This window comes from Bacillus sp. P14.5, assembly GCF_003316765.1.
GTDB lineage: Bacteria > Bacillota > Bacilli > Bacillales > Bacillaceae_B > Rossellomorea.
In genome coordinates this window covers 81,172-105,987 of sequence record NZ_NIJF01000060.1, presented here as the reverse complement: position 1 = coordinate 105,987, position 24,816 = coordinate 81,172, and the positions used below count along the sequence as shown (strand labels likewise).

Sequence of the window (24,816 nt, the reverse complement as noted above, 5' to 3'; positions counted from 1 at the left end):
AGGGGAGGTATAACTCTCTTCACAAAGGTAGTTTTCTTCTTTTGATGCACCTTGCTCGGAGGACGGCCCACATCAAATTCCAGTTTTTCGATTTTGATGTACCGCGCTCGGCGTCCGACCTACATCTAAGCCGCAGGTACCACTTTTAATGAACCGCGCACATCCTTCGACTTATATTAAACACAGTTTCCCTTTTTGATGAGGCAGGTCAAGCACCACTCATCAAAGAGCAAAAATCCCCTAACTGACAAAAATCTAAGCAATCCACAATCAGCTTTTTTGACAGAGTGCCAATACCCTTGTATGATATGAAAAGTAATTCCGACTAAAACTATCAGGAAAGGGTGGTTGGTAATGACTCCAACAAAAGTTCAACCAATCAATGATGCAAAGGATCCAGTCCTTCGTTCAGATACAAAGTTAAACAGCCCGCAAATGCCCTTGATTTACGGCGGACTGCTTGTAAGTGCCATTCTTATAATCTACTTAATGATGACTCAGTCCCCAGCTCAACCGTTATTGCTAGTCATCGGTTTATTACTGGGATATACCTTATTTCATGCCCGATTTGGATTCACATCGGCTTTCCGCAGATTCATGTCTGTCGGCAACGGAGAAGCCCTGCGATCACATATGTTAATGCTCGCTGTCGCGGTTACTCTATTTGCTCCAATCCTGGCATTCGGCTTGTCCTTTTTTGGGGGTCCGGTTAATGGTTATGTATCGCCGGTAGGTGTCAGCCTTGTTGTAGGAGCGTTCATGTTTGGGATTGGTATGCAGCTTGGCGGCGGTTGTGCTTCTGGTACTCTTTATGCTGTAGGAGGCGGTCGCTCCGTGATGTTCATCACATTATTGTTTTTCATCATCGGAGCGACAGTTGGAGCGGCACACCTGCCGTTCTGGACTGAAGATTTGCCATCATTCGAACCTATTTCACTGGCAACTTCCACAGGTTTAGGCTACGGAGGGGCATGGGTTCTTTCCCTTGCACTATTCGCTCTAATTGCTTGGATTTCCATTGTGGTAGAAAGAAGGAAGAAATCACCGAAAATGGCGCCAGTCCCGTCAGCTCAAGGCTGGAAAAGAATTCTTCGCGGTTCTTGGCCTTTATTTGCTGCAGCCATTGCATTAGCTGTACTGAATGCTCTTACTCTTATGACCCGCGGTGCTCCTTGGGGAATCACATCCGCTTTTGCATTATGGGGATCAAAAGCTGCGATGTTCTTTGGCATCGATACTGCCAGCTGGGGATATTGGCAGGGAGCCAATGCGGAAGTACTTCAATCTTCCATTTTTGCAGATTCTACTACAGTTTTGAACTTCGGAGTCATCTTGGGAGCATTTTTGGCTTCTGCTGCAGGCGGGCTTTTTAAATTTTCAAAAGTTACCGGCAAGAATGCAGCGGCTTCCGTCATTGGAGGCTTGCTGATGGGTTATGGAGCACGCCTCGCATTCGGTTGTAATATCGGAGCATACTTTGGAGGAATCGCTTCTTTCAGCCTTCATGGTTATATTTGGGGAATCCTTGCCATGGCTGGTACATTTATCGCTCTTTTCTTAAGACCGATGTTCGGATTTTCAGTACCCAAAATTAAAGATACATTTTGTTAGGCTCTTTTCTTAAGCTAATGCCATAACCAACCGAAATTACCCTGATAAGCTAGAAAGAAAAGAGCTGCTCTCTTCGTTTAGAGAGAAAAGCCTTAGTATCCCCGGGATAAAGCCGGCTCTTGGGATTTATCGAAAGCAACAACAATATATGCGAAAACAGCCTATTTTAACAGTCTGCTTGGTTCAGTTGAGGTATATTCTTCAACTGAACTTTTTTTATGTTTTTTCTTCAACATAAAGAGGGGTTAAGGCCATCTCCCTCGAATTTATTAATATGCTTTATATGGAAATGGAGGTAATAATTGATGGATCAAATGAAGTTTGATATGGTTGAAAGAGAGTTCCTACTAGTAGGGGAAAGCATTACCGCAAACTTCCCGGACTCATTTCCGGATGCTGCTATTAAAGTTCAGCAGAAGTTTGAAAGTAAAATGGAACAGATTCCAAATGCAGTGGATAGGAAAGTGTTGATTAGTCCCTATATGAGTAACGATATCATGGTGACTTATTTCGCTTGTTTAGAAGTGATTGATCTCACTAGCATCCCAGATGGCATGTCAGGATTCAGAATACCAAAGATGAAATATGCAAGGGGAGCCTGTACAAACAGGAGCATAGATAAAGCTTATACTTCAATATTTAACTGGATAAAAGAGAGCGGCTTACGGCAAAAACGATACGAATCTTCATTTCCTATCGAAATTTATTACCTTGCTGAAAACCCCGTTGATGAAGCAGTGGAAATTTATATACCGGTAAAGCTGTAAGAAAATCAATAAGATATTGATTTGCCAATTGAATTCTGTCGATCTCCTTTTTGTCCTGTTCATTCGCATTCTATATCAGCACATGTTAAGATAATATCTATATTTAAAAAGACTTACGATAAGAGCTGCTGCTTCTCCGGGAACTGCAGGAAATGAATATGATTATAAATCAGAATAGAGAAGTTCATTCAAGAAGGACATTTTAAATTGCTGATAAGAGTATTAATAGGTCAAATTATAAGGAGTCACACATATATGAGCAGTTTAATAAAGGAAGTTCTAGAAGAATCCAAGGGTCGGGACAATCACATCTTGTATCATTTTAATAATGAACAGACCTATATTCAAAATGTGGTTGCTTTTATAAAAACTGGAGTCCAATCTGGCAGTCCTGTATTGCTTGTTGAAAACGACAGGCATTTACTTAGCATTAAGCAGGAATTACAAAGTGTTCTCAGCGAGAAGGAAATGGCCAATGTCCACTTTTCGAATAATTATGATTTTTATTCTACTACACAAAGTTTTGACCCTGACTCAATCATTACGTATTTCAAGGAAACCGTTGAACCCCTTCTCAAACAAGGTGTACCAGTTTGGACATGGGGGCTGGTAGAATGGGGTGATCAGGAAGATATACTTGATAAAATAGTCCTTTACGAAAATCAAGTACAAGCTTTTGCTTCTGATAGAGGTATGGTTTCTGTATGCGCCTATGACAGTAATCTCACACCTGTTGGGTTAGAGGAGAAACTCATGAAGTTTCACCAAGTCACGATTACTGATGAACTCATTAAGTATCGGGTCAATCACAGCTAAACACAAATCCAGTTCACTTCATAAAAAGCTGCTTAGTTAAGAATCACTTCTCTACTGGTGGGTTTTTACATACCTAATGGGTAGTATAGATGTAAATTTTCCTACTTGCACTTCTAATCTTTGCCTGCATTGCCGAAAGGAAAGGAGGATTAATTTGAAAAAACACTTCAGCTTTACTTTGATTGCTGTGGGTTTTCTGGTATGCCTTTTATTCCTTTTGGAGCTGATAGGGGAGTTCTCTCCAAATATAGAAGGAATTTTTCTGACTTTTGGCATTCCATGGAGGTATCCCTTTCTTATAGCCTTATTAGCATTTAGCTTATCCTATTGGTTGAAAGGGAGCTTTTCCGGCCTTTCAAGAGTCGGAATGTTCATTTTCTTTGCTGGTTCTCTTATCTTCATTGCTCTCTACACTATCGCATTCTTCTCAATTGTCATTCACTAAACCTCTAAAAAGAATTTCTCACCTTGGTAATTAATACCCCTCCTATTAACTATAATCTTATAAAGGAAATGTCTTTCTTATTTATGCTTTGTAAATATTATGCTTGATTTTCGAATAATTCGCAGAAGATTAAGCAAGAAAGAAAAGAGTTCCTCTTCCCATATAGAGAGAAATATCTCAGAATTCAGGGGAAAACCGGCTATCCCGCTTTTCCCAAAAGCATAGGGAATACGCATTCTTCTACTTCTTGTAATCCCTTTTCAAAAAAAAATCGTTGAAGACAGGAGGAATTTAATAATGTGGTGGGTGCCTGTATTAATCGCCGGTATCTTATTGTTCGCCTTTTTGATAGATATGAGAAGGAAGAGGCGGGGAAACGATAATAATATCAAGGGAATCAACCCTGGGGAAAGACCGGGAGAAGATAAGAACTATAATGCTGGACCAGGATCAGGACCTGGAAATGGACCCTAACGAAAGAGAGGCTAATAAATGTTGTATAGGATGAACTAATTAACGAATACTACCATTGGAGTAAACTCATAGGAGATTGCAAGAAATTTTCAATGAGGTTACAGCTAAAAAAAGGAGGTAGTATTCATGAAGAAAAAAGGTATGATTTTGTTGGTGATCATGAGTATATTCATGACATTAGCAAACGGTGTTTTTGCAGCAGAAACTCCTGCAGTGAAAAAGGATATTATTGATACAGCTGCAGAAGCAGGAGAATTCACGACATTGGCAGCTGCTTTGAAAAAAGCCGGATTGGTTGAGACATTAAAGGGAGAAGGGCCATTCACTGTTTTCGCCCCTACAGATGCAGCCTTCGAAAAAGCATTGAAGAAATTAGGCATAACAGCAGATGAATTATTAGCAAGAGACGACTTAAAGGATATACTGCTGTATCATGTTCTATCTGGAAAGGTCTTATCAACTGACCTGAAAGAAGGAATGAAGGCAGAAACCCTGGCAAAGAAGACGGTTGATATTTCCCTTGATCCGGTTAAGGTGAATGATGCAAACGTTGTAAAAGCGGATATTGAAGCTTCCAATGGCGTGATTCATGTGATTGATGAGGTATTATTACCTTAAAGTTAATAATGAAATCAGACGCGGCTGAGATCTTAATGGATCTCAGCCGTTTTTTAGTCTGGAGTATATGTTGCAGGGAAAATAAGCAAAATAAAACAGTGGGTAAATGGAAAAGAGAGGGTGAAAAAAGTGTCTAAAAAGAAAAACAAAGAATTGCAGTATAATCCTTCAATGCCGAAGAATGATGTGGAGTTTGCACAGGATGGTCTAGAAAAGGTTGCGTTGAAAGCTCAGGAAAGCCAAAGAAAAAATAATTTACAGTGGTGTGATTTACAGTTAGAGAAAAAATGAGGAGAATCGTCTCCTCATTTTCTACTTTAAGCTAAGAGATTAGTCAATGACACCGTGCTGAGCGATTGTCACCTTGACCTGCGGCTGAAACTTAATATTTCGATACTCTTCATTCCAGTCCGTTTTTTCCAAACTTCAGGGTAAAATGCCTGAACCCTGTTTCCAATCCCCAGACCATCGCAATTCGCTTCATGCAGTTTTTCTAAGACCTTTCTTGAATCTTCCTCTAAGCGTTTCTGAAGCAATTTCGTAAGCTCATCAATAGTACTCTTCTTCATAAGTGTGTCCTCAGGAAACTCTTGAATTGACACTTCAACCTTTAGTGTAACGGGGACCTTAATCCCGTTTGAAGAGGGCACCACTTTAAGATCTGTTTTATGGGATTTTACCTTGAAGGACACAAATGTTTCTTTTTCATGGAACCTTATTTTATAAGAGAAAGGAACTGTTTTGCCAACTTTGTCTTTAAGCAATAGAAAAAGCCTGGATTCTTCTACCTCTAAGGTTTTTCCTGTAAAAGATTTATCATGGAACATGGCCATTCCGTCTACTTTAATTTCCTTTTCTGGCAGAAGAGTAAGAAAGGGGACCATGAAATCTACCCCCTCATCGAACATTTCCGCGCAAATTGTCTGGATATCTTCGACGGATACAGTAGTATTATTTTCGGCACTCTGCAGAAGATCAGTCAGGAGGTTTCCTGCTCTTAAGTTAGAATCAAGAGAATTGTTCAATACGTCTATTGCTTCTCCATCCACCACTGCAATTTTTGAACTTAAAGCACTTTTAGGATCTCTATAAAACACGTCCAATACCGAATAAATGTCCCTTTTAGCCAGCTCGGATCCAATGGTAAGGATAAGAAGCTTGGAAGCGTCCAGCTTCTGGGATGTTTTATTATCAATTTCCAGCCTGGCATCCCTCGGAGACAATCCTTCCGACATGAGTAATTCAACAGATTCCTTGCTGTTTTGAACAGAACCTGCTGTAGAGACAATCGGCGTGGTCACACCTGCCAATATTCTTTCTTCTGAAGAGCTATCAAAACTCGCAGCTAAAATGAGTCTGGTATTTTTCAAAAGAGTTTGGTCCCAGCACCCTGTTAATAACAGAATCATGAGCGGCAGCGAAAATAGTTCACATGCTCTCTTCATGCATTTTCTCCTTTCTAAGAATATTTTTTATATATGCAGCAAACAGCAGGATAAGCGGAATCACAATGACAAAAGCATAGCTGGAATTGGTAATCACCTTGCTTACTTTATCCACCAGATAGACATTATTCTCATTAATAAAATAGTTCACAGTTAGAATAAGGATCGCAAATATTAAGGGAAGCTTCCTTTGGATGCCAGATGATTTGACAAGGGGCCTGGCTGCAGACACTGCAAGAAAGTAATAGTTCACAAAAGAAGTAAAGACAGTCACAACCCAAATAGTCAGGAACAAAAGGTCAGTACGCTCAATTATTTGGAATGAGAAGGATTTTAATATATATAAAAGAGGCTGAGGAACGATCTTTAATTCTTCGGGACTGTAAAACATAAAGTTGATGATGGATAAATAACAATAGGAAAGTGTCAGCACTATGTTCGATAAGGACACGTACTTCAGCTTCTTTTTATTATTGGCATCCGTCAGAGGCAGGATCACCAGCAGGATTTCAAAACCAAGCATTGCTAATAGTGCTTCCCGGCTTCCAAGAAGAATGTTTTTCACCCCAGCCTCACCTATAGGAAGCAGGTAGAGTATCTGTGCGTCTTTCAGCGCATAAGTAATTAGTAAAAACATAATAAAAAGTATAGGTGTAACTAATACATTGAAGCGTGCCAGTATCTGTACGCTCTCTTTTCCAAGATAGTAACCAAGGAAAACCATGATGATACCTATGATCCAGTTCGGTGTTCTTGGCAGAACCCAAATATCAATAATCTCATTAAAGAGAGTGAGGATCAGGACTGCTACGCTTAAAAAGTACAGCACATACAAAATCGCAGTTAGGTAACCAAGACTTTTGCCCAGCACTTCTTCAAGGAGAGCATGAAAATGGTCCTTTTTCACCTTGATGTACAAACCCACATAGACCAGAAGCATAACCTGAATCCAGCATCCAGCAGCAATGATGGAAATCCACCCGTCTGATTCAGCTTTTTGGAAAACATCATAAGGAAGGGAAAGGATGCCGATTCCAACTTGTGACTGCAGAAGCAGGAAGAACATCTGTCCTTTTGTTAATTTATTTGCAGCCATTCGACTTTTCCCACCCTCTAACCGGTTTTTGCCTATCTGCCTTTTCAGGTCTTCCATTCTCAGGACGTTTATTCATTTTCCAAAGTGGAGCTCTAATTACTGTGTCTTTTAAATCATTAAAACGGAAGGGTGCAAACGGGGAGAAGTAAGGTTCCCCAAAAGATTCTTGTTTCACTAAAGAAATCAGGATGAAAATCAATCCAAAAACCAGGCCGATAAAACCAAATAAAGATGAGATAATCATTAATGGAAATCGTAAAAGCCTTACAGTAGAGCGCATCTCATTATTAGGCACAACAAAGGAAGAAATGGCGGTAACAGCCACCACAACTATCATTATATTAGAGATCAATCCGGCACTTACAACGGCATCGCCAATGACCAAACCTCCAACAATACCTATTGTTTGTCCTATGGGACGCGGCAGCCTGACCCCCGCTTCCCGTACCAGCTCAAAGGTGATTTCCATGATGAACGCCTCAATCAAAGGAGGAAAAGGAATTCCTTCGACTGATGCTTTCAAAGGCATGACCAATTCTGGAGGTGTCACTTCAAAGTGAAATCCAATGACTGCTATATAAAAAGAAGGGAGAGTCAAAGCAGTCAGAACGCTGAAATATCGGATAAAACGGATGAAAGTAGCTGGAATCCAGCGGCTGTTATAATCATCAGGTGACTGAAAAAATGATACGAAGGTCGAGGGAACAATCAAACAGGTAGGAGAAGCTTCCGCTAACAAGGCGATTTTACCTTCCATCAAAGCGGCCATGGTTCTATCGGGTCTTTCAGTATTAAGCATTTGAGGAAAGATGGAATATGGACTGTCTTCAATAAATTCTTCGATATATCCCGGGCTGATGACCATATCGACATCTATATAGGATAACCTTCTTTCAATTTCTGAAAGAATTTCTTTATTCGTTATTCCTTCTATATACAGGAGAGCTGTCTTAGTTTTCGTTACCTTTCCTAATTCGACAATTTTAATTCTCAACTTTTCTGATTGAATTCTTCTGCGGATGATAGATATATTGACAACAAGGTTTTCCACAAAGCCATCATGAGCACCACGGATAATCAATTCATTTTGCGGCTCTTCCACGGATCTGCTATGGGCAGTCGTGTTAGGAAGGTTGACTGCAACCATCTTTTTTTCCGCCTTTATATATATGCCAAATTTGCCTTTGATCAATGCATCTGTTACATCTGATGAACTGCACAAAAGTTCAGGGTTATAGGAGGCTAAAACATTTTCAAGGGACCGGCCGGCATAGATAGAAACATCCAGTAAATGATGATAAAGTGAATTGATATCCACCAGCGTTTCAAGATACATAATACTGATATCCTGGCCGCACACAGGTGTTTCGAATACTTTAAAGTCATCACTTTGATGAATCACTTCAGTCAGCTTCAATAAGTACTCATCACTGGTTTCCTTTCTATTTTTTTCCATGTGCTTCACCCTTTAAAGTTTTATTGCTTATTTTTCCAAAGAATAGAAAATTTATTAATAAACTTATTTACAAGCACGATGTATTCTTGTGAAAGCCGGGTAATCGCATAAATGGTGAAACTCAGAATAAGCTCAAGGATTTAAACAGCTGCAATGAAGAAATTTCTATTTTGCGCCTAACCTTTTACGCCCTACAAGCTGCCTTGTGAATGGGTGAGTGCTGAAACTCTTGCCAGATCCTTTTGTCAGGAAGAACACAGAAATCATTCTGGCTGGGCAAAAATGAGTAAAAAGGCAGAATCGATCACTACAAAGAGCGATTCTGGTTTTCCACTTCAAACTTAACGAAAAAGTGTGACTTCCGTTCCAGGCACGCGACTCCGCGGGGCGGGCGTTGAGCCTCCTCGGCTTCGCCTGCTTAAAAAGTGGAAGCGCCCTGATTAGGCCCGACAGGCAAATGTTCCAAAGAGAAAAAAAGGCGGTCTTTCCTTTTATTCTCTTTGGGTTATTTGACCCCGAGGGGCTATTGGGGGTCTCATCTGTCCCGCTAGTCCCGCAGGAGGTCGCGCACCTTCCACTCCAATCAACATTGGGGGAAGTATACTATCCGCTGATAAAGCCTTACTATATAATAGAACTATCAATATAAGTGGGTGGATCCCAATGATAAATCTACAAACAATGGTGTTCAGTAAGTATGTCGTCCTTTAGGATATCGTCGTTACTCAAGACAATATGTTACGGAGAATAAACGATTCAATCATCTTTTATTTGATTTTCGAGAGTTAAAAGATAAGTATTGTCTTGATAATGGAACGGATGCAATTGATCCTATATTGCATGTTCAAATATTTGTCTTTGAAAACCATGAGACACGGGTATTATGGGGCCAGAATCCTCTAGTTTAATTGGCATGTAATTAAAAGGTGCCGTCAAATACACAATTGTTTTATTCATAGCGATTTTTCTGCTTGCTTACCAATGTATTTCCAATGAATTAAACCACTATTACTCGACCAAAAAATTATAGCAGCAAAGTTTACAATAGGTACATATTTTATCTGAAGCAGAAAGGTTAGGCAGCCTGTAAATAAGTTCAACTATTTTTGGTGTTTGATCAAAAAGGAGGAATACCCATGGACAGGTTTTTAATCATGACGATCGGTAAAACCCACAGCGGAAAATCAACCTTTGCAAAACTGTTGGAAAAGCAGTTGAACAACTCACTTGTTATTGACCAGGATCACCACGCTGATTTTATAAATACTCACTATAAAAGACTGCTGCCTGAGAACGGCCCTAATACATTGAAGACTTCAATAACTAAATCAATTGTAGAATATGCGGTTAAGAATACTCCGTTTCACTTGATCCTTTGCAATGCGAATCTCAATCGCGAGAGCCGTCTTAAGGTTCTGGAGTATTATCATAAGAAAGGCTTCTCCAGTATTCTGGTCTATTTCAAGCTTCCGGATGAGGTGCTTGAACAGCGTATAGCCAGCAGCTCCAGAAGGACAAATATCTTTAGAAGTGCCTCCACCTTTCAAGAGGTCCTGATTCGACAAAATCAAGAAAATGACCATTCACCTTATCGAGGAGAAGCTGATTATTTGTTTGAAATAGGAGAACCGGAGCAAGCTTTTCATGTCATTGATGAAATTTTGAATAGGATGCAGAAATAACAGTTGGTATTTGATAAGGGTGTTCTATACTTGAGGTTTTCGCATAAATCGCTGCTTTCAGGAAAATTTCAAGAGCCCGATTTATACAGGATTCTGAGTTTTTTCTCTAAACAGAGGGAACAGCTCTATCTCTCCTTTCATTCCTGAATTTTAATTTTGGAGTCATCTTACGAATTCTATACAGCAGCAAAATTACCGAAAGAGCCATTTACATAAAAGGTCAGGGGGAGAAAAAGCTGAGGAAAATTATAAAGAAGATTCTGTACTTTGGATTGGTCGTTAATTTCTTTCTACTATTCTTTCATGTTATAGGGAGAGGATACGAGGCTCTTATACCATGGACTTTTAAAACAGATATGATTTTTTTGTTTTTCGTCATGCCTCTGATAGTTATATTCTCTTTCATTCTCTCCACTCTGACATTTAAATTTATCGAAGAGGCTAAATAAAGTATGAATGCATTATCTAATAAATAGGTATTATAGATTGTCGCGCAAGGTTTTCTTCTGCTATGAAGGAGGCCTTGGGCGGCTTTTTTTGCTGAATTGCCTGTAGCTAGTTGCCACATCGGGAGGAGTAGGAATGCCGGAAAGGGAAAGTATTGAAGTACTAAAGATTTAGAAGCCCCAACTATCTCTACTAAATACAATAATCATATGAAAGGGGAACACAATGGACTTCATTTTGCTAATGGGCATAGCCGTCATACCGTTTATAGTGGCCGTTTCACTATTGGTTTACTCCAGAAATACCTTGTCCGAAGCACTGGCTTTATTCCTATTGCTGATTTGCTTTTGGCAGCTTGATATCTCCTTATTATATGCTCACTCCTACATGCAGGCTGAAACCTTGGACAGGCTCTTTCGGCTATTAAGAATCGGACCAATCATGATAACCCCGGTTATGTATTATTTATCTTTCTACTTGGTCAGAAAACATAAAGAATTGAATTCCTTTAAAAGAGTATTTAATAAGAAGGGACTTATATTTATTTGGGGTTTCAGCCTGGTTGTATACATTTTTAATTTTACAGGCCTTGGGATAAGAGAATATGAACTAATTTCTCAAGACTTCCTTTCTCCTGCACATCTATTGCCTATATATGGACCTTTGAATTCTACATTTATTATGAATATTATACTGGTTTTCATCATCACACTTTTCCTATTGCTGATATCATTTAATACAAAAGATATTTATTATGGCCGTTTTTACAAAAGTGTAGTTGCCGGAGGGCTCTTATTATTTCTAAATGGAGTTATAAGCGGATTTGGAATGCTGCCTTTATATTTCTCCAGCTTAAATTCAATTTTAGTTGCCGTTATTCTTTTTATAGGATTCTATCAAATGCAGTCTCAAAAACTGAAGGATATGAATTTTAAGTTAGCTAAACAGAGCAGGCTCCTTGAAGAAGTTATGGACATTAATCCGAACTATATTGTTGTTTTGAATAAATTTAAAACCATCATTACTATCAATGATTCTATGCTGTCTTTATTATCTGCTTCAAAACATGAACTGGAGGGAAGGCATTTTTCGACTCTTCTCAAACACCCATACGAAATGGAATTAAACAGCAGGCACCTTCAGAAGCTGACAACTCCAAACGGAGATACCCGCTTTGTACAGTGGGGTTGTAAAAAGCTGAAACTCGATACTCTTGAAACCTTTACTTTATTTTACGGAATAGATTACAGCAGCCAAAAGAAGCAAGAAGAATTATTGATTGCATCTGAGAAATTCAAGGTTATAGGTGAACTGGCTGCCAGCATTGCACATGAAATACGCAATCCGTTGACTACGATACGAGGTTTCATTCAACTCTTGAATGAGAAAAATCAATTGAAAGAACTGGAAGGGGCAGTGTTAGAAGAAATAAACGGGATTGAACAAGTTCTGAAGGAATTACTGCTGCTTGCCAGACCAGAGGCACAAAATGAAGGGAAGGAGTCAGGAATTCAACCTATTAAAGTATTGGAAGAACTTAAGAAAATTAAAATGTTATTTGAGGGGATCACTTTAGAGCAGCAGAAAGAAATTGTTCTCATGGAAACACCAGGTACCCAGCTAATCACTTATATGGGATCTCAGCACTTTAAACAAATTATGGTTACGCTTCTGAAGAATGGTTTGGAAGCTCTTCCCCGGGGCGGAAAAATCAAATTGAAACTTGATGGACATACCGGCCGAATCAGAATCAGGATAATTGATAACGGAAGGGGGATTCCAAAAGAGCGTTTGTCCAGAATCGGTGAACCCTACTATACCAATCGAGAGAAGGGGTCAGGAATAGGCTTGACTATTTGTTTTAAGCTGGTCAGGGATTATGGGGGAGACATGAAAATCCAAAGTAAAGAAAAATGGGGAACGGGCGTGACGATTATGCTCTCACCGGGCGAAAAAGCAGATGTGAATATAGAAGCGTCAGATCAGATGAGAACAAAAATCTTAGTATAATCAAACTTATTAACGGCATTCTGTTATCCAAGGTGTCCTGCTTTACTCACTAGATAAGAGAGTAGGAAAATGATGAACATGGTAACAAACGAAAAGAAGTAATTCCAATTCAATAAAACGTAAATACCCATGCTGCTCAACAACGGCAAGCCGATGAACGCAATGAACGCTGACAAAATTGCCCCTCTCAGCAAAATATTAAACTTAGTAAAAAACTGAAGGGTGAACATGGTGAGGACAGGTATAAATACAAAATCCCATGGGATATAGTTGGGAGCGATTGGAAATACATCATATTGATAATCATACCATCCAAGGAAATTTCCCGATGTATCCAATAAAGCAGACAAAATAGCGGTAGTTAACCCGGCAAGCAAGAAGGTGCCGGTTTTCTTATTGTCGTGAAGATAGAGCCATAAAATTACAGGGAGGACAGTGAGAGCAACACCAAACCAAAACTGCCAGCTGTTCAGAACAAAATTCTGCCATAGCTCCAGCTTATATTCATAGATTTCCAGCAATTGATCGTTCATCTTTGACGTTAATGTCTGATATTCACCCACTTACTTCACCAGCCTTTCCCTATAAATACTGTTTATAGTATTAAACATAACGAAATTTATATACGTCTGAAAAAACCAATACTGCCTAGTTACCTAGATTGGCTTAAGGCAACTTAGTTTCTTTCTGCTTATATAGATAGAAAGAGGAAAGAACGTTGCTATAGACCCACTCCAACACTACTTGGTACTATAAAAGTGGTTAAAAGAGCGGAGGATTCATAATGGACCAACAAAAATATGCTGATCTGAAATTAGGTGAAAGAGCAGCACTTATCAGTATCATTGCTTATATCATCTTATCTATCACAAAATTGACAATAGGATTCAGAGCTGATTCAGAAGCTCTAAGGGCGGATGGATTAAACAATACAACAGATATTGCCGCTTCGATAGCTGTTTTGATTGGATTAAAATTATCCCAAAAACCCGCAGATAAGGACCACCCATACGGCCATTGGAAAGCTGAAAGCATAGCATCTCTTATTGCTTCTTTCATTATGATGGCGGTCGGGCTTCAGGTTTTGTACGGTTCGTTCCTTTCTGTCATAGAAGGGAAACAGCATGCTCCGGATATGACTGCGGCATGGACCGGCATCCTCAGTGCAACCGCCATGTATTTCGTGTACCGCTATAACAAGCAAATTGCCAATAAGATAAACAGCCACGCGGTGATGGCTGCTGCTAAGGATAACCTTTCGGACGCCTGGGTGAGTATTGGTACAGCAATTGGAATCATCGGGGCTCAGTTCAATCTAGCCTGGCTCGATCCGCTGGCTGCAGCCATAGTCGGTCTCTTGATTTGCAAAACCGCCTGGGATATCTTCCGCGAATCTTCTCATTATCTTACGGATGGATATGATGAGAAAAAGTTAAGCAATTACCAAGGAGCGGTGATGGAGGTCCCTGGAGTCAAAGGAGTCAAGGATATACGAGCAAGGGCATACGGAAACAACACAGTTGTCGACATCGTCATACTCGTCAGCTCAACCCTTGATATCAAGGATGCACATGATATCTCCTCTAAAGTAGAAGACCATTTGAAAGAGACCCACCAAATTTATGATGTCCATGTTCACGTAGAACCCAACTAACTAAATCTTACCCCCATGATGACTAATTTACTTCACAGCTTTACAGTGCGAAAAGGGACAGTCCCTATTAGTACGTTAATGCATTAAAGAATAAAAATTCTATTTCCTCCTTTCAGCTATTTTCGAATTATTATTTAGCAGCAACAAAGTATAGAACCTAAATAAAAGAACCCCTTAATGATTGTCATTAAGGAGTTCTTAATAGAGATTCCATTTCGTCTTCAGTAACGAGAGTCCAATTTATATTATTGAAAAGATCTTTGTCTGTATTTGTAAGTAATTTATCAATTTCATCGTAAGTTAATTTAGTTAGTGTTTTGTTCATGAGAATTCACCTTGCCTTTCATTACATCCTTCGATCAAAAATTGAAGGATAAGGGGGTCGAAAACAATATCTTTCTCCCAAACACTCTTATTCAAAAAGAGCAGAAGGACCATGAACAATCGCAGACAGTATTTATTAATGGCTGTTTTCGCATATATTGTTGCTTTCGAAGAAATCCCAAGAGCCGGATTATTCCCTGGATACTAAGGTTTTTCTCTTTAAAGCAGCTCTTTTCTTTCTTGCTTACCAGTATAATTCGGTGAGCCGTGGAATTAACTTACAAAGATTATATTAGATTATTTAAATAGCCACAAAGTTTACGAAACCCCCATGTCCTTTCAGACACCCCGATTGATGAAAATGGAGGTCATAAACGTTTAATCATGCATCATCCCGTTCATCCTGTTAATGCAGGTCCGAGGTCGTCTCTTTTTTGGTGGTTTTACCCCGTTTACGAAACCGATCTAGTACATTCATGAGAACCGCCGATTGTTGCCATGAGCACGTGTATAAAAATACTCGCTCAAGAATGTACGACCTAGCATTATACGAAGGATGAGATTTATGGATGCTATTTTAGAACGTGTTGCTGGCTTAGATGTTCACCAAGAGACAGTAGTGGCTTGTGTCCTTTACGGCCCCTTAGACCGAAGAGCGAAAAAAGAAACAAAAACCTTCGGAACTACCGTGAACGAATTACTTGAGCTACAAGATTGGCTAGCTAAACACAAGATCACAGACGTTGCGATGGAAAGTACCGGTGTGTTTTGGAAACCCGTTTGGAACATTCTTGAAGGTGAATTCACTTTAATTTTGGCTAATGCCCAAAGAATAAAGAATGTCCCTGGACGAAAAACAGATATTTCGGATGCAGCCTGGATCGCAAAGCTATTACGTGCTGGACTGATTGAATCTAGCTTTGTGCCCTCTATAGAATTTAGGGATTTAAGGGACTTGACACGCTACCGCCGTAAATTGATAGGTCATGCAACTTCAGAAAAAAATAGAATTCACAAGATATTACAAGACGCCAACATAAAACTGAGCACATACGTATCGGATCTATTTGGTGTTTCAGGCCGTCTATTACTAAACGCTATCCTCAATGGAGAAGTATTAGAGATAGACGAAGTGAAGGCATTGGTTAAAACTTCACTAAAGAAGAAAGCCCCTCAAATCGTGGAGGCCTTGAACGGCCGCATGCGGGCTCATCATCAAAAGATCATTCAAATGCATTATGATCACCTCGAATACATCGAGGAAAGAATTGGGGAATTAGAAACCGAGATAAGTCAGTTAGTAACTACCCATAATGAAGAAATGGATTTATTGATCACCATTCCAGGTATTCAGAAAGATGCAGCGGCGAGCGTCTTAGCGGAAATAGGAATCGATATGTCTAAATTTCCAACCGGAAAACATTTAGCCTCATGGGGTGGTTTCAGTCCTGGTAATAATGAAAGTGCTGGCAAAAAAAAAGGGTCAAAGTCCTCAAAAGGAAATAAAGGCCTTAAAACTGTAATGTGCCAAGTGGCTTGGGCCGCGATGAAAAAAAAGGATAGTAGGCTGTCATCATTTTATTATCGCTTAGTAAAACGACGAGGTCCGTACAAAGCAAACATGGCACTAGCACATTTATTATTGAGAATCATTTACCAAGTCCTGAAAGAAAGAACCCCGTATAAAGAACTCGGTTGGGACTACCTTCCGACCAAGGAAAGGAAGAAAGACTACTTTATAAAAAAACTGAAGAATATGGGCTACGAAATAGATATTCTAGATCAAAAATCAACAGCTTAACTATCATGGCCTAACGATTTTCAAAAAATAATTATTTTATTTTTGGGAGGATGCTTTTTTTTGCCAAAAACAGCATCAGACCCATTTTCGTATAAAAAGAGCCTTATTAATTCAACCCCATTTGAGTTTTCCTAATCAACTTGTTTCTTTGGAAGGAAACGCTCATGAATGAATTGGGGTTATTTCCGTCCCAAATAAATACCCCATCAACATCTCCTTCTTCTGTGGCAGCTTTGCCTTCAGAGCCGATAATCTCCTTAACTTCTTCATAACTCATTCCTTTGTGAAGCTGGTTATAGATTTCCATCGTCGCAAGAGCAGAGGTCTTCTCTTCATCTGACATTACCTCGTTTTCTTGTGATATTTCCTGATTTTCCTTAGGTATGTTTCCATTTGAACTGCCACTCTCAATCCGGCAGGCACCAAGGGTAATGGTAGCAGAGAGAAAAAGTAATATAGTCATATTCCTGTTCATATTTTTCCTCCTGGTCTTTTTAAATTTTTAATGTCTATCCATTTAACTGAAGCAGAAGTGATTTTGTTTCAAAGTAAAAAGTTTTTTGAACAAAGAGGTGGGAAGCTGAGTCGATCTCCTGTATATTGGTATTAAGAGCAAATCTTCGAAATATTCAATTGAAGATATAACTGAGGACTTAGCTGAATTTTCATACTTATCCTTTATATAAGGCTATTTTGGCCTACATTGTTGCTTTCGGAAATCCCCGAGTACTAAGGGTTTTTACTCAAATCTGAAGGATCAGCTCTTTTATTTTCATGTAACTAGGTTTTCCCGAAGAATAAAGGCTGTTTTACTCGGGAATTAGTATTATATAGCCACAAAGTTTACGAAAAGAGCCATTTACAAAGATAAGTATTAGATGCCGAAAACCTGGGCTGCAAACATTCTGCTGATTTCTGAAACCATTTACTGGTGTGTATCGTCAAATTGATAAGGAGGGAGGAAACCATGCCGCCAATACTAAAGTACAACATTCACCTTTTTGCTGTCTTCTCCTTAATCACTTATTTTACTATTGGGAGCCATTTCTACTTGCCTGAATTTTTACGGCCATTATTATTTATAGTGATGATCTTCGCTTCAATATTTTTAGTGATGATGGGCGAAACATTCAAGAAGGGGCTGCCTGAAAAGGGAGTGAACCTTTCTAGATTATCATGGACTATTATCTATGTCTTAGTGGTTCTTCTGGGGAGCTATGTTTTTGGAGTCCTTCCCGGGTACACACTTCAAGCCTTTTTGCCTCTTGCATCAATCTACCTGCTCCTGCTCATTTTGAAAATAAGCAGAAATAAGCTCAGAACAAACCAGCCTGCTTGAGCTAACTGATAATGAGAGTATTTATGTATACCCCCTGTGGAATCAGCAGGGGGTATTGGAACCTTAACTATGATTGCATATTAAAGTATGTATTATGGACGCAGTTTTAAAGCAAGCTCAAAAAATTAACAGCTGCCCTCGTATATTCCGGGCAGCTTTTTTCATTTATGGTATCCGCGCCTATGCCCCGGCCAATAACCCAAAGAGAATAAACGGTAAGACCGCCTTTTATCATTAGGTTCTGTTAGTTAATATTGTTGTTATAAAATATTTTGGGTTTTAGTGCCTGTGAGAAGGCATCATTTCAATTAAGAAAAGTTGATAAGTCCAGTTTTTTATGGATTCTCAGTCCCTCCGCACTGTTGACTGGAGTGGAAGGTGTGTGACCTCCTGCGGGACTAGCGGGACAGGTGAGACCCCGGAAGCGAAGCTGAGGAGGCTCACCGCCCGCCCCGCGGAGTCGTACACCTGGAACGGAAGTCAACATACCTTTTAGAAACAACAATACTCTTTATCAGAGCCTTTCTTTAAAATTTAGCCTGTCGGGGCAGACCAGGATGAATTTGTTTTTATGCGTCCAGCTTCAGCACATATTCGGAGGCATCATATCGCTTTTAAGGACGGAAGGCAAAGTATCATGTATATAAGCAGGGGCGGGTCGCAGTGCAGGCTTCGGCCCAAACGGCACCGGGTCTTCAACATAATTGAAAGTCCCTTCTCCATCCATGCTTGGTCCGCTTGCCCATCTTCCAGACGCACTCTTGTTTCCTCTGGAAAGATTGAATAAAGTATAAGATACTTCTCTCTTCTCCAATTCTTTTGGGAAAGTACTCGGAACTACCACGTTTTCCTTTGCTTCCAATTCCTTGATGGCGGCAATCCATTGGTTTTGATGCATTGTATCCCGGGCAATCAGCCATGACAGCATATCTTTTACCCCCCGGTCAGACGTGGATTCGTATAGCCGTACGACTTGAAGACGCCCTTGGGATTCAGCATTCAGGTTAGCTCTGAAATCAGCCAGTAAATTTCCGCTGGCAATAATGTAGTCAGCGGTCCATCTATTGCCAACGCTGTCTGCAGGCATGGCTCCCAAACCGGAGACGATCGCATGCTGAGGGTTCATGCCGCCAAGAATCGCACCTATGATGGGATCCTTCGCTGCAACTTCTAAATCCCCAACAGGTGCCCCATCCAGCAATCTGGCAATCATCGTAGCAAGCATTTCAATATGTGCAAGTTCCTCGGCGCCTGTATCCATCAATAAATCCTTATATTTTCCATTTCCTCTTACATTCCACCCTTGAAACAGATACTGAAGAGCAACGGAAATTTCACCAAACTGCCCTCCAAGCACCTCTTGCAGCTGCTTTGCAAACAAAGGGTCTGGACGATCTGGTTTTGCTTGGTACTGCAGTTCCTTTATATGATAAAACACAGGACATTTCCCCTTTATAAAAAAGTTTCTATTTATCATATTGGAACGCTTATATTGTGTGTTTGTCTAAATTTAGGGAGGAGGAAAATTGGAACATAAACCGGCAAAAGACTGGATACGGACATTGAATAGCAACGGCATCAAAGTAACGAGCATTTCCAATAACAGACCTGAACAAACAGCTCCTCTTTAGACTGATATAATGATAACCATTGTAAATAGTTGTAAAAGACCAATATCTAAGTCATGAAAGATTATCTTGGGAACGATAAAGTTAATAGGGAGGAGGTCATGTTTTTGGAGGTCAGTTATTGACTGATAACTCATAGGGAAACAGGTTAGAGGTCAAAACTATAATGGATACTTCTCCGTTAAAGAGTAATTCAAGATTTATCAAGAAAGGGATTAGGTGGGTCAAGCGAAGGTTTTGGAAGCTCTGCACTAACATAAACTATACAAGCGTTTGTAGTAAAGATTGAATGAGATAGACCGAAAGAACTAATTGAACTAAGCTTTTCCTTGAAGGTACAAGATCCAGGCTAAACTTGTTATAATAATAGAAAGTTGTTATTCCAAAATTGTTGCTATAGGAAAAATCCTTGAAGCCTGATTATTCCACTGTGTAAAGAACAGTCCTTTTTCAAAGAGAGAGCAGCTCTTTTCATACTTACAAAGTAAGAGTAGAAAAGAGACTAAAAGAAAAATTAAGGAGCATCTTCTATTGAAACCACAGATGAACAACCTTGCTGAATTCCTAGAAGAGAAGAATACAGAGATATCACAGCAGATAGTTGATTCAGTCCTTGATCTTATTTCGCTGGAAATTCCCCGAACTGAAAAGGAAAGGGCAGTCACAATGTATAAGTCCTTTTTAAATTTTCTCAGCACTTCTTTGAAGTATGAGGGAAAGACTATGCCGGCTGAACTCCTCGAATGGAGCAAACAGAATGCCTATGATCAGGTTTCAGCAAACGGAAAAATCTCTGAAATCATTCGCCGTTATCCACCTACAAGGGAAGTTTTTACAGACCTTGTCTCTGAATGGACCTCCACCTTCGGGCTTTCAACTGAAGACTATACTTTAATAGTAAAAAAGGTTAATAACATGCTCGATATCAGCCTGGAGGAAACGGTCTTTGCTTTCGAGGAGTATAACGCCAAAGTGAAAGAAGAATTTAAAGAGGAAATTGATATCATTTCTTTTCCAATCGTTCCCTTAACAGAAAAGATGGCCGTTATACCGCTTGTGGGAAAACTGAATCAGCATAGATCCAACCACTTAGTCGATTCCGTCCTGCCAAAGGTCAATGAATTAAAAATCGATTACCTGATAGTGGATTTTTCCGGAGTCTGTGAAATTGATGACATTGCCGCAGTCACTATTCAAAATGTTAGGCGTATGCTCCGGCTTTTGGGAATCCAGATGATCTCGACGGGAATTTCCCCTCAATTGGCCAAGAAGGCCATCAGTATCGGCATTGAAACGAACAGCAGCCAAAATACCTTTAAAAGTGTGAAACAAGCATTGGAAAATATGCAATGAAGAAACGTACCTATTGGTGCGTTTTTTCATATACTCATTTCTTTAAGATTATATCTTTAGAGTTCACTTTATTGATATCTTTGAGATGGAAGGGAAATCGAATACCTTTATAAAGACCGCAACCTCTGCGAAAATAGCCGGAAGAAACAGTATAGTACAATGACCTGCCAAGGGAACTGGACATAGATCATTTGGAAAGGAAGAATATAGTTGAAGATTATGCAAGCGCGGTTGAAAGATGCTATCGGTATAGCAAAAGTTCAAGTAGATACTTGGAAGACCACGTATGGAGGATTAGTTCCTGAGTCTTACCTTCAAGCAATGACTTATGAGAGCAGAGAACGCAAATGGAAGGAGATACTGAAAAAAGGGACCGTTTATATTGCAAAGAATGAACTGGATGAGATTGTCGGTTTCTCATGCGGCGGAGAAGAGAGATCTGGTAATTATCCCGACTATCATGGCGAGTTATACGCTATTTATATATTAAAAGAGTACCAGAGATCAGGTTTAGGAAAATCACTCGTCAAACCAGTCATCAGTGACTTGATTAACAGGGGAATCTTCTCCATGGTGGTGATAGTTTTGGAAAAAAATCCTTCTAAATCCTTCTATGAATCTTTGCATGGTAAAAAAATCGATACTTTAACAACAGAAATAGCGGGTAAGCCCCTTCAAGAATCTGTTTATGGCTGGAAGGATATCAATCAGCTTCTTTAATAATAATTTTCTCATTTTGCATTTCCTGGCTCGTCATTCCGTATCTATTCACTTCAGCATTCATATAGTGATGAAAAGGCACTTCAATTCATTTGAAGCAGGTGAGCAGGATGTATATTGTTTATTTTTACGAAGAACGAAATCTATTGTTGCAGCAACTGCGGAAGGGAATTCCCTTTGAAGGAGAAGAACTAAAAATTAAAGGCCGTAAAGCAAAAGTGCTAAAGATCGAAATCAATGAAAACAAAGTTCACGTCTATGTCCTTGTGGAAAAAGTGATAAAAAAGGCGGCGTCTGATACTACGAAGAAGAAAAGGAAGTGAGTAAGTAAAGCAGATCACCACTGAGAATCAGAATGATCTGCTTTTTATTATATATTTTTTTAACATTGTAAAATTTCCAATTTATGTACGTTATAAGCTCCTGGGCATATGATATGTTTGTATAACCATAGAAGGGAATGAGAAGACTTGACTCTATATCAAAACACCAATCATTTGGAAGAGCAGGAGATAGTTAATGAATTATTAACGACGATTACGCGAAATGCTGAAATCATAAACCTATACAGCAACCTGGCAAACGCAGCTCCGAATCAGGAACATCAAAGTGTATTACTGGACGCCATGAGATGCAAAGATACTTATTCAAGACCCTTCATAGATTTATTTATACAAACTACAGGACAGCAGCCTGCCTGCCAGGTTAAACAGATAGCGTTCACCAACTATCAGGATGGTTTAGAAAGAGTTTTTCAAGCTGAGTTTGACCATTCTGAAGAGTATCGGAGCAATTTCTTCGGCACTTTGAATCCCATCATGCAGAATGCATTTCTTTACGCCTTTGCAGGACAGAGAGACAATGCATTGCGTTTAAATTATTTAAGGTGGGATGCAGCCAGGAGATTACAGGATAAAGGTTCGACACCATTTGTTGTCAATATAGAAGAAGCAGCCATAGAAAATGATACTTTTCGGACAGCCCTATGGACCGGTGATCACTTGCAGGTAACCTTAATGAGTATCGATGTAGGGGATGATATCGGGTTGGAGGTGCACCCGACTACCGATCAATTCATTCGCATTGAAGAGGGGCAAGGACTTGTTGAGATGGGAGATACACAGAATAATTTGAGCTTCAGACAAAATGCATACGCAGATTATGCTGTTATGATTCCAGCAGGAATGTGGCATAACATAACCAACACCGGGGATATACCGATGAAAGTTTATGCAATTTATACTCCACCTGAACATCCTTTTGGGACGGTGCATGAAATGAAAGCTGATGCAATCGCTGCGGAGGGTTGAGAATATACCAATAAAGAGCACAGGGACATAGAGGACAGTACGGCAATAGAGTGAGAATGATATAGGTTAGTTTTGATTAAAGGCTGTTTTTGCATATGTTTTTGCTTTCGGAAAAATCCCAAGAGCCGGATTTCCCCCCTGATCCTAAGAGTTTTATCTCTTATCGGGGTAGAGCAGCTCTTTTCGTTTAGGTGTCCCCGGATTTCCCTCCTCTTATTATGGTTAATTTTTCAGAATTAGTAACAAATAGCAACAAAGTTTAGGAAAAGAGCCTAATTAAAAGAATATTAAATGATTATCTTTGCTTTAACGAAAAAAGGCTTAGAGGGAGTCCTTCCAAGCCTTTTATTGTGCATGAGAAACCTGAGCTTCTAATTATTACTCTTCTTATCACTTAGGGATTCGTGGACCACATGCCTGAAGACTTAATAAAGACTCTGCGGTTCAGTTTCAAAGTGGAAACCATCAGCTCAGCAAGATCCTCCGGCTGCATGACATTCTCTGTATCGCCAGATAAGAGGTTATTTTCCTGAGCAAGATCTGTAGCAACCGTACTCGGCGTCAGAGCCGTTACACGGATATTGTGCTTGCGAACTTCCTGCATAAGAGATTCTGTCAGTCCTAATACACCGAATTTTGATGCACTGTAAGCACTGGTTACAGGAGCTCCTTTTTGCCCCGCAGTGGATGAAACATTGATGATATCTCCACTTTTTCTATCAATCATTTCAGGCAGTACGACTCTGGTGGCATTGTACACTCCCATCAAGTTAACCCGGATGATCTTTTCCCACTCCTCTGGTTCAAGGTCAAGGAATCCGCCGAATTTCGCCATACCTGCATTGTTAATAAGGATATCGATGCTTCCTAAATCGGACCTAATGTGCCCGACTGCCTGGGTAACGGATTCAAGATCTGATACATCAGCTGCAGCAGCAGAGACGTTTACATCGTACTGAGCCAGTTCAGCAGAAACCTTTTCAAGATTCTCGCTCGTCAACCCGACCAGTCCGATATTGACACCTTCCCTTGCTAAGGCGATTGCTGCAGCACGGCCAATTCCTCGTCCACCGCCTGTTATAAGTGCTGACTTTCCTTTTAAGTCCATTTCAAAACTTCCTTTCTCCTTTGGTTTTTCTTCAATTGATTTTGGCTTGAAGCTGTTTAGAAAGCAAGAAATTTGCTTTGATTAAAATATTTTTATTAGTGTGGCGTTTTTAAGGAAGCGATATCCTTTCCCAAATGGCCTTCCTTGAAAAGGCAGTATGTATGTAGAATGAAGCTATAGGATATTCAAAAAATTTATACTTACCCACGCACCTTGGAACCCGGTACCATTGACATGTACAACTGTAAATCATATCATTACAGTAAGAAGTCTGGAGGAAGTGATTGCAGTGAATAGTGAATTTACGATTGCCGTTCACAGTTTAGTCTATTTAGCGTATTTGCCCGATCATATGGCAAGCAGCCAGTCAATTGCTCATAATGTGGCAACGAATCCGGTAAGAGTACGGAAAATCATGAGCTGCCTTCGCGAAAGTGGTTTCGTCAAAACAAAAGAAGGGACCGGCGGGGGATATACACTTACTGCCGAACCAAAGGATATTACACTGGGACAGGTATATCGTTCCGTCTCTTACGGGGCAATCAAGCCGACTTGGTGCAAAGGGGAGCGGCAGGAATCCTGTATGATCTCGACTAATATTCAAGAAGTGGTCAATGGCATATTCTCAGAAGCAGATCAATATTTCGCTGAATATCTTGATAAAACCACGATAGAGTCGGTTTTGAATCAAATCAGAAGCCATATAAAGTGA

At 39.8% G+C, this 24,816-nt stretch carries 24 protein-coding genes and 1 pseudogene; 18 read left to right on the top strand and 7 right to left on the bottom strand.

Translation table 11 applies throughout. The annotated features are described in order from the left end of the window. The first annotated feature begins 354 nt into the window (after positions 1 to 354). The 7 genes from B9Z54_RS07910 to B9Z54_RS25235 all read left to right on the top strand — a co-directional run bounded on the left by B9Z54_RS07910 (position 355) and on the right by B9Z54_RS25235 (position 5,022). Positions 355 to 1,611 carry a YeeE/YedE family protein gene (locus tag B9Z54_RS07910; protein ID WP_113927878.1) on the top strand — a complete coding sequence of 419 codons (1,257 nt, stop codon included), beginning with the start codon at positions 355 to 357 and terminating at the stop codon, positions 1,609 to 1,611. A gap of 305 nt (positions 1,612 to 1,916) precedes the next feature. Continuing rightward, complete coding sequence (locus B9Z54_RS07905; protein WP_113927877.1) at positions 1,917 to 2,378, top strand: GyrI-like domain-containing protein; 462 nt, start codon at positions 1,917 to 1,919, stop codon at positions 2,376 to 2,378. Between the two features lie 255 nt (positions 2,379 to 2,633). Next, entirely contained in the window at positions 2,634 to 3,194 is a 561-nt protein-coding gene (locus tag B9Z54_RS07900; protein WP_113927876.1) for an MEDS domain-containing protein, read from the top strand. 154 nt (positions 3,195 to 3,348) lie between these two features. After that, positions 3,349 to 3,639, top strand: a complete 291-nt coding sequence (locus B9Z54_RS07895) for a hypothetical protein (protein ID WP_113927875.1) — start codon at positions 3,349 to 3,351, stop codon at positions 3,637 to 3,639. Positions 3,640 to 3,936: 297 nt separating this feature from the next. Beyond that, positions 3,937 to 4,113 carry a hypothetical protein gene (locus B9Z54_RS25240; RefSeq protein ID WP_205207691.1) on the top strand — a complete coding sequence of 59 codons (177 nt, stop codon included), beginning with the start codon at positions 3,937 to 3,939 and terminating at the stop codon, positions 4,111 to 4,113. Between the two features lie 126 nt (positions 4,114 to 4,239). Continuing rightward, on the top strand, positions 4,240 to 4,731 hold the full coding sequence (locus tag B9Z54_RS07890; protein ID WP_205207690.1) for a fasciclin domain-containing protein: 492 nt from the start codon (positions 4,240 to 4,242) through the stop codon (positions 4,729 to 4,731). A 129-nt stretch (positions 4,732 to 4,860) separates the two neighbouring features. Then, the gene (locus B9Z54_RS25235) at positions 4,861 to 5,022 is read left to right on the top strand and encodes a hypothetical protein (RefSeq protein WP_205207689.1); all 162 of its coding nucleotides are present in this window, start codon (positions 4,861 to 4,863) and stop codon (positions 5,020 to 5,022) included. 68 nt (positions 5,023 to 5,090) lie between these two features. Here the strand turns inward: B9Z54_RS25235 and B9Z54_RS07885 are convergent, their stop codons facing one another. The 3 genes from B9Z54_RS07885 to B9Z54_RS07875 are packed head-to-tail and all read right to left on the bottom strand — an operon-like array spanning position 5,091 to position 8,728. Beyond that, positions 5,091 to 6,176, bottom strand: a complete 1,086-nt coding sequence (locus tag B9Z54_RS07885) for a Ger(x)C family spore germination protein (protein WP_113927874.1) — start codon at positions 6,174 to 6,176, stop codon at positions 5,091 to 5,093. Further along, a complete protein-coding gene (locus B9Z54_RS07880; protein ID WP_162785131.1) occupies positions 6,160 to 7,272 on the bottom strand; it encodes a GerAB/ArcD/ProY family transporter in 1,113 nt (370 codons plus the stop codon). Before B9Z54_RS07880 ends, B9Z54_RS07885 begins: the two co-directional genes overlap by 17 nt. Next, positions 7,259 to 8,728 carry a spore germination protein gene (locus B9Z54_RS07875; RefSeq protein WP_113927872.1) on the bottom strand — a complete coding sequence of 490 codons (1,470 nt, stop codon included), beginning with the start codon at positions 8,726 to 8,728 and terminating at the stop codon, positions 7,259 to 7,261. Before B9Z54_RS07875 ends, B9Z54_RS07880 begins: the two co-directional genes overlap by 14 nt. Positions 8,729 to 9,442: 714 nt before the next feature. Between B9Z54_RS07875 and B9Z54_RS26655 the strand changes: the two are divergent. From B9Z54_RS26655 to B9Z54_RS07860, 3 genes and pseudogenes are all read left to right on the top strand, one after another. Further along, positions 9,443 to 9,598: pseudogene (locus B9Z54_RS26655) on the top strand (transposase); the annotation flags it as partial. Positions 9,599 to 9,864: 266 nt separating this feature from the next. After that, a complete protein-coding gene (locus tag B9Z54_RS07865) occupies positions 9,865 to 10,410 on the top strand; it encodes an ATP-binding protein (RefSeq protein WP_113927871.1) in 546 nt (181 codons plus the stop codon). Between the two features lie 672 nt (positions 10,411 to 11,082). Further along, positions 11,083 to 12,867, top strand: coding sequence for an ATP-binding protein (locus tag B9Z54_RS07860; protein WP_113927870.1), 1,785 nt, complete (start codon positions 11,083 to 11,085; stop codon positions 12,865 to 12,867). A 23-nt stretch (positions 12,868 to 12,890) separates the two neighbouring features. On the opposite strand, the gene B9Z54_RS07855 is transcribed toward B9Z54_RS07860, so the two are convergent. Beyond that, a complete protein-coding gene (locus B9Z54_RS07855) occupies positions 12,891 to 13,400 on the bottom strand; it encodes a CBO0543 family protein (protein ID WP_162785130.1) in 510 nt (169 codons plus the stop codon). A gap of 251 nt (positions 13,401 to 13,651) precedes the next feature. Here B9Z54_RS07855 and B9Z54_RS07850 point away from each other — a divergent pair, with 251 nt between their 5' ends. Together B9Z54_RS07850 and B9Z54_RS07845 are read left to right on the top strand one after the other, a co-directional pair. Beyond that, positions 13,652 to 14,521, top strand: coding sequence for a cation diffusion facilitator family transporter (locus B9Z54_RS07850; protein WP_113927868.1), 870 nt, complete (start codon positions 13,652 to 13,654; stop codon positions 14,519 to 14,521). Between the two features lie 889 nt (positions 14,522 to 15,410). Next, positions 15,411 to 16,646, top strand: a complete 1,236-nt coding sequence (locus B9Z54_RS07845) for an IS110 family RNA-guided transposase (protein ID WP_113927867.1) — start codon at positions 15,411 to 15,413, stop codon at positions 16,644 to 16,646. 106 nt (positions 16,647 to 16,752) lie between these two features. Here the strand turns inward: B9Z54_RS07845 and B9Z54_RS07840 are convergent, their stop codons facing one another. Continuing rightward, entirely contained in the window at positions 16,753 to 17,121 is a 369-nt protein-coding gene (locus tag B9Z54_RS07840) for a hypothetical protein (protein WP_113927866.1), read from the bottom strand. Positions 17,122 to 17,613: 492 nt separating this feature from the next. On the opposite strand from B9Z54_RS07840, the gene B9Z54_RS07835 reads away from it, so the two are divergent. Further along, positions 17,614 to 17,985: a hypothetical protein gene (locus tag B9Z54_RS07835; RefSeq protein ID WP_113927865.1), complete on the top strand. Its 372-nt coding sequence runs from the start codon at positions 17,614 to 17,616 to the stop codon at positions 17,983 to 17,985. 583 nt (positions 17,986 to 18,568) lie between these two features. Here B9Z54_RS07835 and B9Z54_RS07830 read toward each other — a convergent pair. Continuing rightward, a complete protein-coding gene (locus B9Z54_RS07830; RefSeq protein ID WP_113927864.1) occupies positions 18,569 to 19,423 on the bottom strand; it encodes a manganese catalase in 855 nt (284 codons plus the stop codon). Between the two features lie 721 nt (positions 19,424 to 20,144). Here B9Z54_RS07830 and B9Z54_RS07825 point away from each other — a divergent pair. The 4 genes from B9Z54_RS07825 to B9Z54_RS07810 all read left to right on the top strand — a co-directional run bounded on the left by B9Z54_RS07825 (position 20,145) and on the right by B9Z54_RS07810 (position 22,996). Next, complete coding sequence (locus B9Z54_RS07825; protein WP_113927863.1) at positions 20,145 to 20,966, top strand: STAS domain-containing protein; 822 nt, start codon at positions 20,145 to 20,147, stop codon at positions 20,964 to 20,966. Positions 20,967 to 21,185: 219 nt separating this feature from the next. Continuing rightward, on the top strand, positions 21,186 to 21,686 hold the full coding sequence (locus tag B9Z54_RS07820; RefSeq protein WP_113928124.1) for a GNAT family N-acetyltransferase: 501 nt from the start codon (positions 21,186 to 21,188) through the stop codon (positions 21,684 to 21,686). 110 nt (positions 21,687 to 21,796) lie between these two features. Beyond that, positions 21,797 to 22,009, top strand: coding sequence for a hypothetical protein (locus B9Z54_RS07815; protein ID WP_113927862.1), 213 nt, complete (start codon positions 21,797 to 21,799; stop codon positions 22,007 to 22,009). A gap of 147 nt (positions 22,010 to 22,156) precedes the next feature. Then, complete coding sequence (locus B9Z54_RS07810; RefSeq protein WP_113927861.1) at positions 22,157 to 22,996, top strand: cupin domain-containing protein; 840 nt, start codon at positions 22,157 to 22,159, stop codon at positions 22,994 to 22,996. Between the two features lie 394 nt (positions 22,997 to 23,390). Here the strand turns inward: B9Z54_RS07810 and B9Z54_RS07805 are convergent, their stop codons facing one another. Further along, complete coding sequence (locus B9Z54_RS07805; RefSeq protein ID WP_113927860.1) at positions 23,391 to 24,104, bottom strand: 3-ketoacyl-ACP reductase; 714 nt, start codon at positions 24,102 to 24,104, stop codon at positions 23,391 to 23,393. Between the two features lie 289 nt (positions 24,105 to 24,393). Between B9Z54_RS07805 and B9Z54_RS07800 the strand changes: the two genes are divergently transcribed. Beyond that, the gene (locus B9Z54_RS07800; protein ID WP_113927859.1) at positions 24,394 to 24,816 is read left to right on the top strand and encodes an Rrf2 family transcriptional regulator; all 423 of its coding nucleotides are present in this window, start codon (positions 24,394 to 24,396) and stop codon (positions 24,814 to 24,816) included.